We start from the raw sequence: 17,307 nt of genomic DNA, 5'->3' as shown, positions 1-17,307 counted from the left end.
GCGGCCCGGTCACCAGGGCGGCCCGGTCACCGGCGGCGGACCAGCACCAGATGGTCGATCAGGGTGCCGGCCTCGCCGTTGGGGCCGGTGGCCTGCCGCTGCGGCGCGTCGAGGCGCTCGACGTGCCATCCGTCCGGGTCGAGGTCGAGCTCGGCCAGAGTCTCCTGCGGGGTGGGGAACCGTACGTGGCGATGTTCGGCGGCACCCCACGGGGGCACCGCGCCGTGCTCGACCACCAGCAGCCGTCCGCCCGGGGCGACTGCCCGGACCGCTGCCCGCAGCACCTGCGCCCGGGGGAAGTCCAGCGGCGACTGGAGGAACTGCGCCGAGACCAGGTCGAACCTGCCCGCCGGGAAGGTCCGGGCCAGGTCGTGCCGCTGGAAGTCGACCAGGGACGCCACCCCGGCGGCCGTCACGGCGGCGGCCGACCGCTCCAACGCGGTGGCGGAGACGTCGACCGCCGTCACCCGCCAGCCCTGCCGGGCCAGCCACACCGCGTCGCCGCCCTCGCCGCAACCGAGGTCGAGGGCGCTGCCCGGCGGCAGCGCCCCGACGACGTCGACCAGGTGCGGATTGGGTCGGCCGCTCCACTGCCGCTCCCGGGCCCGGTACATCTCGTCCCAGTGCCGGGCGGTCTGCTCGTCCATGGCCGCGTCGACACCGGTTCCGTGCGTCCCGCCGCCCTGCCCGCCCTCGTTGCCGGTCCCGTGGGCACTGCGGTCCTGCCCGCCGTCCTCGTTGCCGGTCCCGTGGTCACTCACTGGCCTGTCCGCCGTCCTCGTCGCCGGTGCGGGCGGCGGTGGCCCGGTGCGTGGCCACCGCCCGGTCGGTGTCCTCGGCGATCAGGTCGGCGTTGAGCGCGGCGGCGGCCTTCAGTCCCGCCGCGGCGGCGGCGATGACGGTGGCCTGCGGGTCGGTGACGTTGCCGGCCACCCAGACGCCGGGCACCCTGGTCGCGCCGGAGGCGTCGGCGGCCACCCGGTCACCGAAGGCGTGCCCACCGACGACGAATTCCTCGGTGGGCAATCCGAGCCCGGCGAGGAAAGCGGCCCGCGCGCCGAACCGGGGGGCCACCACCAGCGCCTCCCTGGGGACCACCCGGCCGGACCGCAGCCGTACGCCGGTGAGCCGGTCGCCGGTGACCTCCAGCTGCGCCACCTCCCCGTCGACCACGGTGACGCCCCGGGCGGCCAGCTTCTCCGCCTCGTCGGCGGGCAACGGCCCGGCGGTGTGCGTGAAGACCACCACGTCGTCGGTGAGCTGACGGAACAGCAGCGCCTGGTGGGCGGCCATCGGGCCGGTGGCGAGCACCCCGACGGCCTGGTCGCGTACCTCCCACCCGTGGCAGTAGGGGCAGTGCAGCACGTCGCGGCCCCACCGGTCGGCCAGGCCCGACACGTCGGGCAACTCGTCGACCAGGCCGGAGGTGACCAGCAACCGGCGGGTGTGCAGGGTGCTGCCGTCGGCCAGGGTCACCGTGAACCGCCCCGGACCGACGTCGCCCGCCGGTGCCGTGGCGTCGTGCGGGTGGGCCGGGTCGATCGGGTGGGTGGCGGTGACGGTGCCGTCGAGGACGGTCACGCCGTACCGGGCCACCTCGGACCGGCCCGTCGCGTACAGGTCGGCGGGTGGGACACCCTCGTTGGTCAGGAAGTTGTGCACGCGGCCGGCCGGGGCGTTGCGCGGGGCACCACCGTCGACCACCACCACGTCGCGGCGGAACCGGCCCAGGGCGAGCGCACCGCTGAGCCCGGCCGCACCGCCACCGACCACCACCACGTCGTGCACCACCGGGTACGTCATGACTGCCTCCTCACGGGCGGGTCCGTCCCGCCGATGCCCCGGATCGTGCGCCCGGATCACCGTACTGCCAAATCTGGTTGCCGAAATGGCAAACTGGTGCGGTGACCGACGACCACAGCGACATCCCCCCGGACGAGGTGCTCACCGCCGTCGGACCCCGGCTGCGGGCGCTGCGGCAGCAGCGCGGCGTGACGCTGGGTCAGCTCGGCGCGGCGACCGGCATCTCGGTCAGCACGCTGTCCCGGCTGGAGTCCGGCGGCCGGCGGCCCACCCTGGAACTCCTGCTCGCCCTGGCCCGCTTCCACCGGGTGCCGCTGGACGACCTGGTCGGTACACCGCAGACCCGCGACCCCCGGGTCCACCGCCGGCCCGTCGTCCGCCACGGCGTCACCATCGTGCCGTTGACCCGTCGCCCGGGTGGCGTCCAGGCGTACAAGATGATCTATCCACCGCAGGTGCCGGCGGGGGAGCCGACCCAGCAGGCGCACGAGGGGTACGAGTGGCTCTACGTGCTCTCCGGCCGGGTCCGGCTGCTGCTCGGCAGCCACGACCTCACCCTCGACGCCGGTGAGGTCGCCGAGTTCGACACCCGCACCCCGCACTGGTTCGGCAACCCCCACGACGAGCCGGCGGAGATCCTCAGCCTCTTCGGCCCCCAGGGTGAGCGCCTGCACGTCCGCGCCCGCCCGTCCCCGGTCCGCCCCACCCGCCCCTGACCGGCAGCCCGGGTGCCGGCGCGCCGGCGGCGCACTGGCGGCGTGCGCTGCTGGTGCGCGCGACGACCCCGGGCGGGTGTCACCGCGCCTACCGTGGTAGGACTGCCCGGTGCCGACGACCCGCCGTGAGCAGTCCGCGCGTCCCGTCCTCGCGGCGCTGGCGGTGTCGCTGCTGCTCGCCGTCGCATTCCTGCTCGCCCCGCCGATGGGCACCGACCTGTCGGCCCAGGTCGCCCGCGCGGGCTTCGCCGACCGCAACGGCCTGGCCCCCATCGACTTCGCCTGGTACGGCGGAGTCCACCAGGGCGGTTACAGCCTCTACACCCAACTGCTCGGCGCGCTGGTCGGCGTACGGCTGCTCGGCGCGGCGGCAGCGGTCGTCTCGTCGGCGGCACTGGCCTGGCTGTTCGTCCGCTCCGGTGCCCGCCGTTGCCTGCTGGGCGCGGTCCTGGGCGCGGTGGTCCTGGTCGGGAACCTGGCGAGCGGCCGGATCACCTTCGCCGTCGGGCTCGCGTTCGGGCTGCTCGCCCTCTGCGCGGTGGCGGCGCAACGACCCGGCCGGCCACTGCGGCTGGTGGTGGCCGCCCTGCTCGCCGCCCTCGCCACCTGGGCCAGCCCGGTCGCCGGTCTGTTCATCGGACTGGCCGGCGCCGCAGTGCTGCTGGCCGCCCTGCGACGAGGCGACGGCCCGGGCAGAGCACTGCCCGGCGGCTGGCGGGCCACCGGCCCGGTGGCCGACGGCCTCGTCCTCAGCCTCACCCCCGCGCTCGCCCTCGCGCCGATGGCGGTGCTGTTCGGCAACGGCGGCACCCAGCCGTACTCGGCCGAGTCGATGCGGATCAACGTGGCGCTGGCCGTGCTGGGGTACGCCGTCCTCGGCCGGCAACACCGGGTGCTGCGCACCGGTGCGCTGCTGACCGTGGTGTTGCTGGTCGCCGCCTTCTACCTGCCCAGCCCGATCGGCTCCAACGCCCTACGGCTGCCGATGCTCTTCGGCCTGCCGCTGCTCGCCGGGTTCGCTCCGGTGCGTGGACCGTGGCTGGCCGGTCTGCTCGCCGCCGTTGTCTGGTGGCAGAACCCGGTGATGGTCAGCGACGTGACGCGCGCCGGCTCGGTGCAGAGCGGTGCCGCCTTCTACCGTCCGCTCGTCGACGAACTGGCCCGACGGCAACCGGTGGGCCGGGCCGAGGTGGTGCCGCTGCGCGACCACTGGGAGTCGGCGTACCTCCCACCGACCGTCCCGCTGGCCCGCGGGTGGGAACGGCAGGTCGACGCCGACCGCAACGCGATCTTCTACACCGGCCGGCTGACCGCCGACTCGTACGCGCAATGGCTGCGCGCCAACGCCGTCCGCTACGTCGCCGTCGCGCCCGACGCGCCACCCGACCGGTGGGCGCGCGACGAGGCCAACCTGGTGCTGGGCGGCCAGCCCTACCTGCGCGAGGTGTGGCGCAACGCCGACTGGCGGCTGTACGCCGTCGCCGACCCCGCGCCGATGGTGAGCGCTCCCGGACGGCTGGTCTCCGCGGATCAGAGCGGGGTCCGGTTCACGACCGACCGGACCGGGAACGTGCAGGTGCACATACGGTGGTCGCGCTGGCTCTCGCTGTCGGGGGCAGCCGGCTGTCTGCGGCCGGGACCCGACGGGTGGACCGAGATCAGGGTGGACGGCCCGGGTGAATTCTCGATCTCGAGCGACCTCCTGCCCGCGCGTCACTGCTGACGGACCCACTCACCGCCGCGACCTGGCCGCACTGGCACGCGGGCCTGGACCTGGCCGGCCCGCGCCCACCCGCCGAGTGGACCCACCGGCCCCGGTACCGACACCAGGACGCTCCCGACCACGGCCGCCGTAGCCCAACGCCGTAGCCCACCGCCATAGCCCACCCCGGGGGCGTCACCGTGGTACTGGCAGCATGTTCTCCCATGCCCCTCCCCTTGGCGCGCTGGACCGGCCTGGCCGGCTCGACGATGCTCGCCGTCGCAGCGTTCCTGGGCGGCGCGCTGCCTTCCTCGCGGCACGGAAACACCCCGGTCGGCATCTGGCAGGGCCCGAACGGGCCCCTGCTCGTCGCGCTGTGGGTGGTCGGGCTGGGGCTGATGGCCGGAGTGTGGTGGACGCTGCGCGATCGCGTCCCGTCGACCCGGTGGGCGCTGGTGACCATCGGGCTCTGGCTCGTCCCGCTGCTCGTCGCCCCCCCACTGGCCAGCCGGGACGTGTACGCGTACGCCTGCCAGGGCGCCACCTACGCCGCCGGGTTCAACCCGTACGAGCAGGGGGTGTCGGCGCTGCCGTGCCCGTGGTTGGACACGGTCTCGCCGATCTGGCGGGACACCCCGGCCCCGTACGGGCCGCTGTTCGCCCTGCTCTCCGGCGCGGCGGTGGCGGCGACGGACTCACTGGTCGGCAGCATCGTGCTGTTCCGGTTGCTGGCGGTGGCCGGGGTCGCCCTGCTCGCGGCGGTGCTGCCGGTGCTGGCCCGCCGATGCGGGGTGGCACCGGAACGGGCGCTGTGGCTGACGCTCGGGTCGCCGCTGGTCGGGGTGCACCTGGTCGCCGGCGCGCACAACGACGCGCTGATGGTCGGACTGCTCGTCGCCGGGCTGGCGGTGGTGGCATCACATCCCGGCCGCCCCGGCCCGCTGCTGGCCGGTGGCGTGCTGCTCGGCCTGGCTGCCGGGATCAAGGTGACCGCGTTGGTCGTCGTGCCCTTCGCCGCGTTGGCCGCGCTGGCCGGAACGTACTCCATCCGCAGGCTCTGCCGGGACGGCGGCTGGGTGGTCGGTGGCGCGGTGGGGACGGTGGTCGGGGCGACGTTGGCGGCCGGACTGAACTTCGGCTGGATCTCCGGCCTGCAGCAGGGTGGCCTGGCGATCGCCTGGACGTCGCCGCCGACCGCCGTCGGGCAGACCGCCGGCTACGTCGCGGCCCTGTTCGGCGCGGACATCGACGCGCTACCGGTGACCCGGACGATCGGCATGCTGGTGCTGGCGGTGCTGCTGGTCTGGTTGTGGTGGCGGGCCCGCACCCGCGACCCGCTCTGGCACGCCGGCCTGGCACTCGCCGCGACGGTGGCCCTCGCGCCGCTGTTCCACCCCTGGTACTGGCTGTGGCCGCTGGCCGTGCTCGCCGCGACCACCCACCGGACGACCCGGTGGTTCGCGTTGGTGGCGTTGATCTCGTCGTTCCTGGTGCTGCCCGACGGCACCGGGCTGCCCCGGTACACCAAGATGCCCGGTGCCCCGCTGATGACGCTGTTGGTGATCGTGGTGGCCGTCCGGTTGGTACGGTCGGCTCGGGCGGGCCGGCGGCCCGCCACCGTGGACGCGCCCGCCGACTGAGGAGAGGTGGCCGGTGACCGAGCCCGGCGTGCCGACCGGGAGACGGGCCCGTGCGGCGCGTCACCTCGGGTTGACCGGAGCGGTGCTGCTCGCCGTGGCCGGCTGGCTGGGCGGGGTGCTGCCCGAGGTGCCGCCGACCGGGCCGTGGCGCGCGCCACACGGGCCGGCCGCGATCCTCTGCTGGCTGGTCGGGACGGCGCTGATGGTGGGTGCCTGGTGGGCGTTGCGCGCCGGTGCCCCGTCCACCCGGTGGGCGTACGTCACCGCCGGGCTGTGGACCCTGCCGCTGCTGCTCACCCCGCCGCTGGCCAGCCGGGACGTCTACTCGTACGCCTGCCAGGGCTGGTCGTACGCGGCCGGGCACGACCCGTACCGGGTGGGGGTGGCGGCGGCCGGCTGCCCGTGGGTCGACGCGGTCGCGCCGATCTGGCGGGACACCCCGGCCCCGTACGGCCCCGCCTTCGTGCTGCTGGCCGCGCTCGCCGCGGTGCTCGGCGGGACCCTGGTCGGCACCCTGATGGTGCTGCGGCTGTACGCGGTGGCCGGGGTGCTGCTGGTGGCGCTCAGCCTGCCCGGCCTGGCCCGCGCCGCCGGGGTACCCACCCGCCGGGCGGCCTGGCTGGGGTTGGCCTCCCCCCTGGTCGGGGTGCACCTGGTGGCCGGCGCGCACAACGACGCGGTGATGCTCGGTCTGCTCCTGCTGGGCCTGCTGGTGCTGGTCCGGTCGCCCGGCCGGACGGGGGCGCTGCTCGTGGCCGGGGTGCTGCTCGGGCTGGCGGTGGCGGTGAAGGCGACCGCGCTGGTGGTGCTGCCGTTCGCGGCGTTGGCGGCGGTGCACGGCCGCTACACCCTCCGGGCCCTGCTGCGCGACGGCGGCCGGCTCGCCGGGGCGGTCCTGGCCACCCTGGCGGCGGTCTCGGCGCTGTCCGGCCTGGGGCTGGGCTGGGTCGCCGGCCTGGCCCGCAGCGGTGACTCACAGCAGTGGACGTCGGCGCCGACGGCGGTCGGTTTCGTCGTCGACTACGTCGGCGAGCTGGCCGGTCGGCGGCCGGACGCGGTGCCGGTGACCCGGGCGGTGGGCCTGCTGGTCCTGGCGGTGCTGCTGGTGCTGCTCTGGTGGCGGGCGTGGACGGCGTTGCGCCGGCTCAACGACGTCCGGCAGCGGGTGCACCGGCTGGCGGCGGCCCGGCCCCGGGTCACCCTGGGCGCGGCGGGCGCGGCGCTGGCCGCGACGGTGCTGCTCGCCCCGGTCCTGCACCCGTGGTACGTGACCTGGCCGTTGCTGCTGCTCGCGGTGTCGGCGACCCGGACGACCTGGTTCGTGGCGCCGGCGGCGGTGGCGGCCTTCCTCACCCTGCCCGACGGCACGTCGGTCGCCCGGTACACCAAGGCACCCGGCGCGATCGTGATGACCGCGCTGCTGCTGGTGCTGCTGGTCGGCGCGGCACGGGGCCGGTGGCATCCAACGGTCCGGCGTGACGGTGCCGGGCCGGGGTGACGGTGCGGGTCGTGTAACGCAGCGGGCCGGCGTAACGGAACGGGCCGGCGTGACGGTGCCGGGCCGATGTGACGGTGCCGGTCGTGTAGCGCTGCGGGCCGGCGTAACGGAACGGGCCGGGGTGACGGTGCCGGCCGGGGTGACGGAACGGGCCGGCTCCGCGGAAGCGGAGCCGGCCCGGCCGGTGGAACGTGACCGTCGAGGCGGACCTCAGCAGTCGAAGTACATCGCGAACTCGTGCGGGGTCGGGCGCAGACGCACCGGGTCGACCTCGTTGGCCCGCTTCCAGCCGACCCAGGTGGAGATCAGGTCGGGGGTGAAGACGCCACCGTCGAGCAGGTAGTCGTGGTCGGCCTCCAGCGCGTCGAGCACCTCCGGCAGCGAGCCCGGCACCTGCTTGACGTCGCCCCACTCCTCCGGCGGGAGGTCGTAGAGGTCCTTGTCGATCGGAGCCGGCGGCTCCATCTTGCTCTTGATGCCATCCAGGCCGGCCATCATCATGGCCGAGAAGGCGAGGTACGGGTTGCTGGACGGGTCCGGCACCCGGAACTCGACCCGCTTGGCCTTGGCGTTGCTGCCGGTGACCGGGATGCGGGTGCAGGCGGAGCGGTTGCGCTGCGAGTAGACCAGGTTGACCGGGGCCTCGTAGCCGGGCACCAGCCGACGGTACGAGTTGACCGTCGGGTTGGTGAACGCCAGCAGCGACGGGGCGTGGTGCAGCAGGCCACCGATGTACCAGCGGGCGGTGTCCGACAGGCCGGCGTAACCGGTCTCGTCGTAGAACAGCGGCTCGCCGTTGAGCCAGAGGCTCTGGTGGGTGTGCATGCCGGAGCCGTTGTCGCCGAAGAGCGGCTTGGGCATGAAGGTGGCCGTCTTGCCGTTGGCCCAGGCCTCGTTCTTCACGATGTACTTGAAGAGCTGGAGCTGGTCACCGGCGTGCAGCAGGGTGGAGAACTTGTAGTTGATCTCCGACTGGCCGGCGGTGCCGACCTCGTGGTGCGAACGCTCCACGGTGAACCCGCCGTCGACCAGCCGACGCACGATCGAGTCGCGCAGGTCGGCGTAGTGGTCCACCGGCGGCACCGGGAAGTAACCACCCTTGTACGCGGTCTTGTAGCCGCGGTTGCCGCCGGCCTCCTCACGACCGGTGTTCCACGCGCCCTCGATCGAGTCGATGTAGTAGAACGACTGGTGCGCCGAGGTCTCGTGGCGGATCGAGTCGAAGATGTAGAACTCCGCCTCGGCACCGAAGTACGCCGTGTCGGCGATGCCGCTGGCGGCGAGGTAGGCCTCGGCCTTCTTGGCCACGTTGCGCGGGTCCCGCGAGTACGCCTCACGGGTGAACGGGTCGTGGATGAAGAAGTTGAGCGCGAGGGTCTTCTGCGCGCGGAACGGGTCGATGAAGGCGGTCGCGACGTCCGGGAGCAGGAGCATGTCCGACTCGTGGATCGCCTGGAAACCGCGGATCGACGAACCGTCGAACGCGAGACCGTCGGTGAAGACGCTGTCGTCGAAGGACTCCACCGGCAGATTGAAGTGCTGCATCACGCCGGGCAGGTCACAAAAACGTACGTCGACGAACTTTACGTCCTCGTTCTTGAGGTATCGCAGGAGTTCCTCGGGATTGGCAAACACACGTCCTCCTGGCACGTCCACTCCGGTGGCTGGGCTCTGGCGACGCTATGACCGTGGGGTTGCTCGCCCGTGTCTCCAATGTTTCTGCCGTGTTACGCCGCTAGCGGAGCGTCATCTGCGCCGCTCAGTACCCGCCGGGTTGTCCGTTCGGACGATACCGGCTGAAGCGCTGTGCTGCCATTCGTAGTGATTAGACCGAATGTGCACAGATTGCTGAAACACTCTGCCTGTCCACCTGGTGACCGGCCGCCGACCGACCCGGGGCCCCGGTGACCACCCCGGCCGGCCGCCGTCCCTGAGCGGTAGCGGGTGCCGTTGCCGCCCTGAGCGGTGGCGTGCCGCCCTGAGCGGTGGCGTGCCGCCGCGGGTGCCGGTGCCGCCCTGGCCGGTGGCAGGGCGGTGCTGACTACCCTTGAACACCGTGACGAGTTCGCCTGCGGCGCCGGTGCCGCCCGCCACCGATCCCGCCTTCACCCCGCCGACCCTCGGCCGACGGTTCGGGGCCCTGGTGATCGACTGGGTGCTCTGCCTGCTGGTGGCGAACTTCTTCGCCGACCCGGTCCGCGACGGCTGGGCCCCGGTGGCGGTGCTCATCGTCGAGTACGGCCTCTTCCTCGGCCTCTTCGCCCAGACCCCCGGGATGAGGATCACCCGGCTGCGCTGCCTCGACTGGTCCGACGGCGGGCGGATCGGCGTCCCCCGGGCGCTCCTGCGCGGCCTGCTCCTGGCCCTGGTCGTACCGCCGCTGATCATGGACGGGCAGCGCCGGGGCCTGCACGACCGCCTCACCGGCGCGGTCATCGCCGACGCCCCCCGCCCCACCACCTGATCGCCCCGCCCGCCCCGCCCGGCGGGTGCCCGCGCTGCCCGCCGGGTACTCGCGCTGCCGGCCGGGCGCTCGCGCTGCCGGCCGGGCGCTCGCGCTGCCTGGCGGGTGCTCGCCGCGCTGCCTGGCGGGTGCTCGCCGCCCCGGGCGCTCGCGCTGCCCGCCGCATGATCGTGCTCGATCCTGGTTGTAGTGGCATCCGACGGCTGTGAGACCACTACAACCAGGATCGAGCACGATCATGGACGGCCGACCCCCGCTGCGGAGAGGACCACGCCGGGTCGTGTGCAGGCGCGGGCACGGGTGGGCGCGGAGCGGGCAGGCGTTGGCCCCCGCGCAGAGGTGGACACGCGGGCACGGGGCAGAGCCGGGTGGTCACGGGCAGCGCCGGGTGGGCGCGGCAGATCTGGGTGGTCACAGGCAGAGCCGGGTGGTCACGGGCGGGGCTGGGTGGGCACGGGGCCGGCCGGTGGCAGGTGGCCGGGCGTACGACGGGGGTGTCAGCGGCCCCGGGTCTGGCGGAACGCGCGGCCCGGTGGCCGCATGTTCTTCGGGATCGCGCCCTTGGGCATCTGCGGGCGGGCGGTGAGTGCCTTGAGCCGCTTGTCGAGCGAGTTGACGTCCTTGCCGTTGAGGGTGCGCGGCAGCCGCATCAGGGTCATCCGCAGCTTGCGGATCGGCAGCTCACCCTCGCCCTGGCCGATCACGTAGTCGTGCAGCGGCGCGGAGCCGATCACCTTGGCCAGCCGGCGCTTCTCCTGGCCCAGCAGGCCACGGACCCGCTGCGGGTTGCCCTCGGCGAGCAGGATCACGCCGGGCCGGCCGATCACCAGGTGCACCATGTCCATCTGGGTGGTGGAGCTGACCGCCGGGGTGACCCGCCAGTCGCCACGCATGCTCTCCATGATCTGCGCCGCCGCGCCGGGCTGCCCCTCGGCGGCGTTCATCATCGCCTTGTTGGACCGCAGGTTGAGCACGACGAGCAGGGCGAGCAGGGCGAACAGGATGCCGATCGGCAGCCACAGCCAGCCCCAGAGGATCACCGCGACCACGGTGAGCGCGAGCGGGATCAGCACCGCCCCGGCGGCCAGTGGCGCAAACCACCGGTCCTGCTTGGCGGTGAACTTGAACACCATCCCGATCTGCTTCAGCCGTTGGCCGAACGAGACCTTCTCCTGGGGCTTTGCCATGCCGCCGAGTCTAGTGGTCGCCGCCAGGACGGATGATCCCCGGCCGGTGGTCGGCGGTGGGCCGCGGTGTTCCCGGGTGGCGGGACCACCGCGAGCGGGGTCGATCCACGGCAGGCGGGGCCGGTCGGGCCGTGATCGACCGGGGCTGTTCCCGACGGTGGTCAGCCGGTGGGGGAGCGGTCCCCGACCGGCGGTGCGGTGCGGGGGCGCGGCATGACGGGGGCGGCGCGGCCGGTGCCACCCTGACCCGTGCCGGCGTGGCCGGCACCGTCGTTGCCGCCCTCCTCGTGGTAGTCCTCCTCCACGTTGACGGCCCAGACGTCGTGGTCGGTGCCGTCGAGGATGTTCTCCGCGGCGAGCATCGCGGTGAGCATGGAGTGGTCCTGGTTGTTGTACCGGTGCATGCCGTTGCGACCCACCGGGTGCACGTTCGGCACCGCCTCGGCCAGCCAGCGGCGGATCACCTCGACGGCCTCGGCGTAGCCCTCGTCGTAGACCGGGTACGCCTTCGGCATCCGCACCACGTACCCGGTGGTGACCGAGCCGGGGCGGACCAGGCCGAGCCGCTCCAACTCGGCGGTGCCGAAGGCGACCAGCTCCGGGTCGGGGGTCGACCACAGCTCGTCGCCCTCGTTGACGAAGTACTCCAGGCCGAGGCAGGTGCCGCCGGCCCGGACCATCTCCGGTGACCAGGCGCCGTAGTTCTGGATCCGCCCGACCTGCACCCCGGGGGTGTGCACGTAGATCCAGTTGTCGGGGAAACCGGCCTCGGCCGGCACCACCAGCGCCACGGTCAGGAAGTCCCGGTGCCGCAGCGCGTCGGCGGCCTCGCGTACCTCGGTCGGCGCGGGCGGGTCCATCGCCCGGACCAGGGCCGAGATCGGCATGCTGGAGACCACGTGGTCGGCGGCGATCCGCCGCTCACCGGACGGGCCGTCGACGGTCACCGCGACCGCCCGGCCGTCCGCGCGGTGCACGGTGCGTACCGCCGTCTCCAGCTCGACCGTCCCCCCGGCCTTGACCACCAGTTCGGCGCAGCGTTCCCACATCATCCCCGGGCCGAGCCGGGGGTAGCGGAACTCCTCGATCAGGCTGGTCACCTCGGTGCCGCCCCGCTGGGGCAGCAGCGCGCCGCGGATCGCCGCGCCGAGGGAGAGGTTGCGGATGCGCTGGGCCGCCCAGTCCGCCTGCAGCTCCGTCGCGGGGATGCCCCAGACCTTCTCGGTGTACGTCTTGAAGAACATCCGGTACAGCCGGGCCCCGAACCGGGCCGACACCCAGCCCTCGAAGTGGCTCTGGTCGGCCGGCGGGCGCACCCGCGCCCACAGGTACGACCCGACGCACCGGCACGCCTCCCACACGCCCAGGTTGCGCAGCGCGTTGCCGGCCCGCAGCGGGTAGTCGAACAGCCGCCCCTGGTAGTGGATGCGGCTCATCCGGGGGCGCAGCAGGAAGTCGTCTTCGGAGAGCAGTTCGTGCCAGAACGCCTCGACCCGGGACACCTTGGTGAAGAACCGGTGCCCGCCGATGTCGAACCGCCAGCCCTCCCGCTCCACGGTGCGGCTGATCCCGCCGACCACGTCGTCGGCCTCTACTACGTCGACCGGGGCGTGCCGCCGCGTCAACTCGTACGCGGCGGTGAGTCCGGCGGGGCCGGCGCCGATGACAACCGTGTGCGGCTGCGCCATCAAAGACACCACCATCGATGAGTTAGGGGTCGGGGCTGGCGGAATCTAACACGATCTCGCCCTGCCCGGGGAGCGTCGTCGAATCGACGCTGAGCTGCCGCTCACCACCCCTTGCGGGCGTCGCCCAGGTCTGGGAAGATCGACACACTCGAATGCCCAGCGGGCGTCGCCGTGACCCGGCGCGATCCCCGGGCATCGTTGCGCCACGGCCCGGATCAGCCGACCGTGACCGAGGCTTCCTCGCGGGCCGTCAACGCCTGCTGGTAGAGCCGCCCCGCCCGGTACGACGAACGCACCAGCGGCCCGCTCATCACCCCGGCGAAGCCGATCTCCTCGGCCTCGGCGCGCAGCTCGACGAACTCCTCCGGCTTGACCCAGCGGGTCACCGGGTGGTGCCGGGGGGTGGGCCGCAGGTACTGGGTGATGGTGATCAGCTCGCAGCCCGCCTCGTGCAGGTCACGCAGCGCCTGGGAGACCTCGGCCCGCTCCTCGCCCATGCCCAGGATCAGGTTGCTCTTGGTGACCAGCCCGGCGGCGCGGGCCTGCCGGATCACGTCGAGCGAACGCTCGTAGCGGAACGCCGGACGGATCCGCTTGAAGATCCGGGGCACCGTCTCGACATTGTGCGCCAGCACCTCGGGCCGGGCGCCGAACACCTCGGCGAGCTGCTCGGGGACCGCGTTGAAGTCGGGGATCAGCAGCTCGACGCCGCAGCCGGACCGCAGCGCGTGGATCTGCCGGACGGTCTCGGCGTACAACCACGCGCCGCCGTCGGGCAGGTCGTCCCGGGCGACGCCGGTGATGGTGGCGTAGCGCAGGCCCATCGTGGCGACCGACTCGGCGACCCGACGCGGCTCGTCGGCGTCGAACTCGGCCGGCTTGCCCGTGTCGATCTGGCAGAAGTCGCAGCGCCGGGTGCACTGGTCGCCGCCGATGAGGAAGGTGGCCTCCCGGTCCTCCCAGCATTCGTAGATGTTGGGACAGCCGGCCTCCTGGCAGACGGTGTGCAACCCCTCACGCGAGACCAGCCCGCGCAGCTCGGTGTACTCCGGCCCCATCTTGGCCTTGACCTTGATCCACGGCGGTTTGCGCTCGATCGGCGTCTCGGCGTTGCGCGCCTCGATCCGCAGCATCCGTCGCCCCTCGGGGGCGACCGTCGCGGAGCGCGCTGCCTGCTGGGTCGTCGGCGCGGAGTGCTCGATCGTCACAAAACCGAGCCTACGCCCGACGGCGGCGATCGATGCACGTCGGGCGACCGGCGTCACGTCACCGGTCTTGTGACACCGGACACCGGCGGGCCGAAAAAGCCCGTTACAGCCGGGGTAACGGGTGTTAGCGTGCCGCAGAGCTGTGACGGAGCCGAGTACCGCCCCGATCCGCCAGTGCAGAGAGCCGCCGGTTTGCTGGAAGGCGGTCTGACGCCGGGGCGCGAAGACCCTCCCGAGCCGCGGGAAGAACGGCGCGTCCGCGCGCCCAGTAGACCCCGCCCGGCTGGCCCCGGTGAAAAGGCGACGAATGAGGCCCCCGCCGCGGCGGGGGCGAAGGTGTGGTGGCACCGCGAGGTTCCCGCTCGCCCACACCTCCCGGGGATCGCGTTGCGATTGATCGAGGAGGTAACCGCCGTGCAACGCATCCTGTCCTCCCACCTGCCCACCCGCGTCGGCGAGACCGTGCGGATCGCCGGGTGGGTGCACCGCCGCCGACTGTTGAAGTCGGTGGCCTTCCTGATCGTCCGGGACGCCGCCGGCCTGACCCAGGTGGTGGTCACCGACCCGGCCGTCCGGGCCGCCGTGACGGCACTGCCCGAGGAGACCGTGGTCGAGGTGGTCGGCACGGTCACCGCGAACGGCACCGCGCCCGCCGGGGTCGAGGTGACCCATCCGACGGTACGACCATTCGGCCCAGCCGCCGTGCCGCCGCCGTTCGACCTGTACCGACCGGCGCTCACCGCGACCCTGCCCACCCAGCTCGACCACGCCCCGGTGGCGCTGCGGCACCCGACCCGCTCGGCGGCCCTGCGGATCTCGGCGGCGGCGGTGGCCGGCTTCCGGGCCACCCTGGACGCCCGTGACTTCGTGGAGGTGCACACCCCGAAGGTGGTCGCCACGTCCACCGAGAGCGGGGCGAACGTCTTCGCCCTCGACTGGTTCGGCCGGCCCGCCTACCTGGCCCAGTCGCCGCAGTTCTACAAGCAGCTCATGGTGGGCGTCTTCGAGCGGGTCTACGAGGTGGGGCCGGTGTTCCGGGCCGAACCGCACGACACCGTCCGGCACCTGGCCCAGTACACCTCGCTCGACGTCGAGTTGGGCTTCGTCGACGACCACCGGGACGTGATAGCGGTGCTGCGGGACACCCTCGCGGGGATGCTCGCCGAGGTGGCCCGGCGGGCCGGCGGCGCGGTGGCGACCCTGGGGCTGACCCTGCCCGACGTGCCGGTCGAGATCCCGGCCGTGCACTTCACCGAGGCGCTGCGGCTCGCCGGCGCACCCGCCGACGAACCCGACCTGGCCCCCGCCCACGAGCGGACACTGAGCGAGTGGGCCCGTGCCACCCACGGCTCGGACTTCCTCTTCGTCACCGGGTACCCGATGGCGAAGCGGCCGTTCTACACCCACCCCGACCCGGCGCGGCCCGCGTACTCGAACGGCTTTGACCTGCTCTTTCGCGGGCTGGAGCTGGTCACCGGCGGGCAGCGGCTGCACCGCCACGCCGACTACCTGGCGGCGCTGGCTGCGCGCGGCGAGCCGGTCGAGCCGTACGCCGGGTACGTGGACGCGTTCCGGCACGGGATGCCGCCGCACGGCGGCTTCGCGATCGGCCTGGAACGCTTCGTGGCCCGGCTGGTCGGTGCGACGAACGTCCGGGAGGTCACCGCCTTCCCCCGCGACCTGCACCGGCTGGCCCCCTGAGCCGCCGGGTGTCCGCGCGACCGGCCTGCCGTGGGCCCTCACCAGGCGTCTGGGTACGCACTCTGGGTAGTGGTCTCGCTGAACTCGCTGTTGGTTGCTCTCCGTGATCGATGCGAGGTGTGGGCGGAGCTGCTTTTTGCCGGGTAGCAGCCCACGCCTCGCTGAACAGGAGTTTTGCTGCCACCTCTTCCTGTCCCACTTACCCGCCCATTCGCACTTTGCTCTGCTGCCATCGACGCGGCGGTCACTCTCCGCATGCGGTGCGTCCAGGGCAGCAGAGCAAAGTGTGCGAGTGAGGTAAGTGACGCCCGGCGGCGTCTTTACGCTGCGTAGCGGACGGAGAGGTGCTGCGGCGGCTGGAGCGGGACCCGGGATCGGCAGCCGGGAGCGGGACCAGGGTTGGGGCCGGGCCGGGCCGGGCCCGGAACAGGTGGAGAATGCGGGGGCGGGACCGGGAGGTAGGACCTGGGTCCCGGCCCGGCGGATACCGGACCCGGTGGAGCTGCGGCGGCTCGACGGAGGCAGCGGGCAGCGGCGTCAGGCCGGGCCGAGCAGGTCCCAGCGGTTGCCGGCGATGTCCCGGAACACCGCCACCCGACCGTACGGTTCGGTGCGCGGCGGCTTCACGAACTCCACGCCGGCGTCGACCATTCGCCGGTGGACGGCGTCGAAGTCGTCGACCTGGAGGAAGAAGCCGACCCGACCGGCCACCTGGTCACCGACCACCGCCTGCTGCCGCTCCCCGTCGGCGCGGGCCAGCAGGATGCCGGTCTGCGCGCCGGGCGGGCGGACCACCACCCACCGCTTCGGGCGGCCGTCGTTGGTCAGCGACGGCTCGTCCTCGACCAGCTCGAAACCGAGGATCCCGGTGAAGAAGGCGATGGCCGGGTCGTAGTCGGCGACGACGACGGTGACGAGGTCGATCCGCACCGGCTCAGCCGAGCAGGGTGGGCAGGTGCCGCTCCACCACGGGCAGCACCTCGGCCACCGTCACGGGGCGGCCCAGCTCGGCGGTGAGCGAGGTGGTGCCGGCGTCGGCGATGCCGCAGGGCACGATCCGGTCGTAGTACGACAGGTCGCAGTCGCAGTTGATCGCGAAGCCGTGCTGGGTGACGCCCCGGGCGACCCGGATGCCGATGGCGGCCACCTTGCGGGCCGGGCCCCGGTCGTCGTCGGGCACCCAGACGCCACTGCGCCCCTCGACCCGGCCGGCGGTCAGCCCGAACTCGGCGCAGACGTCGATCAGCAACTGCTCGGTGCGGCGGACGTAGGCGACCACGTCGACCGGGTCGGGCAGCCGGACGATGGGATAGCCGACGAGCTGCCCCGGACCGTGCCAGGTGATCTTGCCGCCCCGATCGACGTCGACCACCGGGGTGCCGTCCATCGGCCGGTCCCAGGGCTCGGTGCGCTTGCCGGCGGTGTAGACGCTCGGGTGTTCCAGCAGCAGCACGGTGTCGCCACGCTCACCGGCCACCACCTCGGCGTGCAGCCGCCGCTGCTCGTCCCACGCGGTCGGGTAGTCGACCACACCGGCCCGGACGGCGGTCACCCCGGAAGTCGTCACGCTCACCCCGCCACCCTAGCCCCGCCCGCCCGCGCTCCGCCCCGTGAGCCTCGTCGCCCCACCCTGCGTGATCCCAGGCGCTGGGCGTGACCCCGCGCGTCCGGGCGTGGACCTGCGCCGTGGGCGTGACCGG

General features: G+C 73.4%; 14 protein-coding genes. 6 read left to right on the top strand and 8 right to left on the bottom strand.

Annotated elements, in window-relative coordinates:
- Positions 1-26 precede the first annotated feature (26 nt).
- Both JQN83_RS20570 and JQN83_RS20565 read right to left on the bottom strand, forming a co-directional pair.
- A complete protein-coding gene (locus tag JQN83_RS20570) occupies positions 27-647 on the bottom strand; it encodes a class I SAM-dependent methyltransferase (protein WP_208568817.1) in 621 nt (206 codons plus the stop codon).
- 106 nt (positions 648-753) lie between these two features.
- Positions 754-1,803: an NAD(P)/FAD-dependent oxidoreductase gene (locus JQN83_RS20565; protein ID WP_208568766.1), complete on the bottom strand. Its 1,050-nt coding sequence runs from the start codon at positions 1,801-1,803 to the stop codon at positions 754-756.
- Between the two features lie 101 nt (positions 1,804-1,904).
- Between JQN83_RS20565 and JQN83_RS20560 the strand changes: the two genes are divergently transcribed.
- The 4 genes from JQN83_RS20560 (at position 1,905) to mptB (JQN83_RS20545) (ending at position 7,359) form a co-directional block, all read left to right on the top strand.
- Positions 1,905-2,519, top strand: coding sequence for a helix-turn-helix domain-containing protein (locus JQN83_RS20560; protein ID WP_307799485.1), 615 nt, complete (start codon positions 1,905-1,907; stop codon positions 2,517-2,519).
- Between the two features lie 109 nt (positions 2,520-2,628).
- Entirely contained in the window at positions 2,629-4,242 is a 1,614-nt protein-coding gene (locus JQN83_RS20555; RefSeq protein WP_208568765.1) for a hypothetical protein, read from the top strand.
- Positions 4,243-4,445: 203 nt separating this feature from the next.
- Positions 4,446-5,861, top strand: coding sequence for a polyprenol phosphomannose-dependent alpha 1,6 mannosyltransferase MptB (mptB, locus tag JQN83_RS20550; protein WP_208568764.1), 1,416 nt, complete (start codon positions 4,446-4,448; stop codon positions 5,859-5,861).
- A gap of 13 nt (positions 5,862-5,874) precedes the next feature.
- Positions 5,875-7,359 (top strand): polyprenol phosphomannose-dependent alpha 1,6 mannosyltransferase MptB, encoded by a 1,485-nt coding sequence (mptB, locus tag JQN83_RS20545; protein WP_208568763.1) that lies wholly within the window; start codon positions 5,875-5,877, stop codon positions 7,357-7,359.
- Between the two features lie 210 nt (positions 7,360-7,569).
- On the opposite strand, the gene glnA is transcribed toward mptB (JQN83_RS20545), so the two are convergent.
- Positions 7,570-8,994: a type I glutamate--ammonia ligase gene (gene glnA, locus JQN83_RS20540; protein ID WP_208568762.1), complete on the bottom strand. Its 1,425-nt coding sequence runs from the start codon at positions 8,992-8,994 to the stop codon at positions 7,570-7,572.
- 421 nt (positions 8,995-9,415) lie between these two features.
- On the opposite strand from glnA, the gene JQN83_RS20535 reads away from it, so the two are divergent.
- Entirely contained in the window at positions 9,416-9,823 is a 408-nt protein-coding gene (locus JQN83_RS20535) for an RDD family protein (RefSeq protein WP_208568761.1), read from the top strand.
- 497 nt (positions 9,824-10,320) lie between these two features.
- Here the strand turns inward: JQN83_RS20535 and JQN83_RS20530 are convergent, their stop codons facing one another.
- The 3 genes from JQN83_RS20530 to lipA form a co-directional block, all read right to left on the bottom strand.
- Positions 10,321-11,010: a DUF4191 domain-containing protein gene (locus JQN83_RS20530; RefSeq protein ID WP_208568760.1), complete on the bottom strand. Its 690-nt coding sequence runs from the start codon at positions 11,008-11,010 to the stop codon at positions 10,321-10,323.
- Between the two features lie 161 nt (positions 11,011-11,171).
- A complete protein-coding gene (locus JQN83_RS20525) occupies positions 11,172-12,698 on the bottom strand; it encodes an NAD(P)/FAD-dependent oxidoreductase (RefSeq protein WP_208568759.1) in 1,527 nt (508 codons plus the stop codon).
- Between the two features lie 215 nt (positions 12,699-12,913).
- Positions 12,914-13,963 carry a lipoyl synthase gene (lipA, locus tag JQN83_RS20520; RefSeq protein ID WP_208568758.1) on the bottom strand — a complete coding sequence of 350 codons (1,050 nt, stop codon included), beginning with the start codon at positions 13,961-13,963 and terminating at the stop codon, positions 12,914-12,916.
- A gap of 357 nt (positions 13,964-14,320) precedes the next feature.
- On the opposite strand from lipA, the gene aspS reads away from it, so the two are divergent.
- Entirely contained in the window at positions 14,321-15,607 is a 1,287-nt protein-coding gene (gene aspS, locus JQN83_RS20515; RefSeq protein WP_208568815.1) for an aspartate--tRNA(Asn) ligase, read from the top strand.
- A gap of 537 nt (positions 15,608-16,144) precedes the next feature.
- On the opposite strand, the gene JQN83_RS20510 is transcribed toward aspS, so the two are convergent.
- Positions 16,145-16,537, bottom strand: a complete 393-nt coding sequence (locus tag JQN83_RS20510; protein WP_208568757.1) for a VOC family protein — start codon at positions 16,535-16,537, stop codon at positions 16,145-16,147.
- A gap of 4 nt (positions 16,538-16,541) precedes the next feature.
- A complete protein-coding gene (gene lipB / locus JQN83_RS20505; protein WP_208568756.1) occupies positions 16,542-17,180 on the bottom strand; it encodes a lipoyl(octanoyl) transferase LipB in 639 nt (212 codons plus the stop codon).
- Positions 17,181-17,307 lie beyond the last annotated feature (127 nt).

Origin of the sequence: Micromonospora antibiotica (assembly GCF_017599305.1) — a bacterium.
Taxonomy (GTDB): Bacteria; Actinomycetota; Actinomycetes; order Mycobacteriales; family Micromonosporaceae; genus Micromonospora; species Micromonospora antibiotica.
The sequence above is the reverse complement of the archived record's forward strand: the minus strand, read 5'-3'. Positions and strand labels throughout refer to the sequence as shown.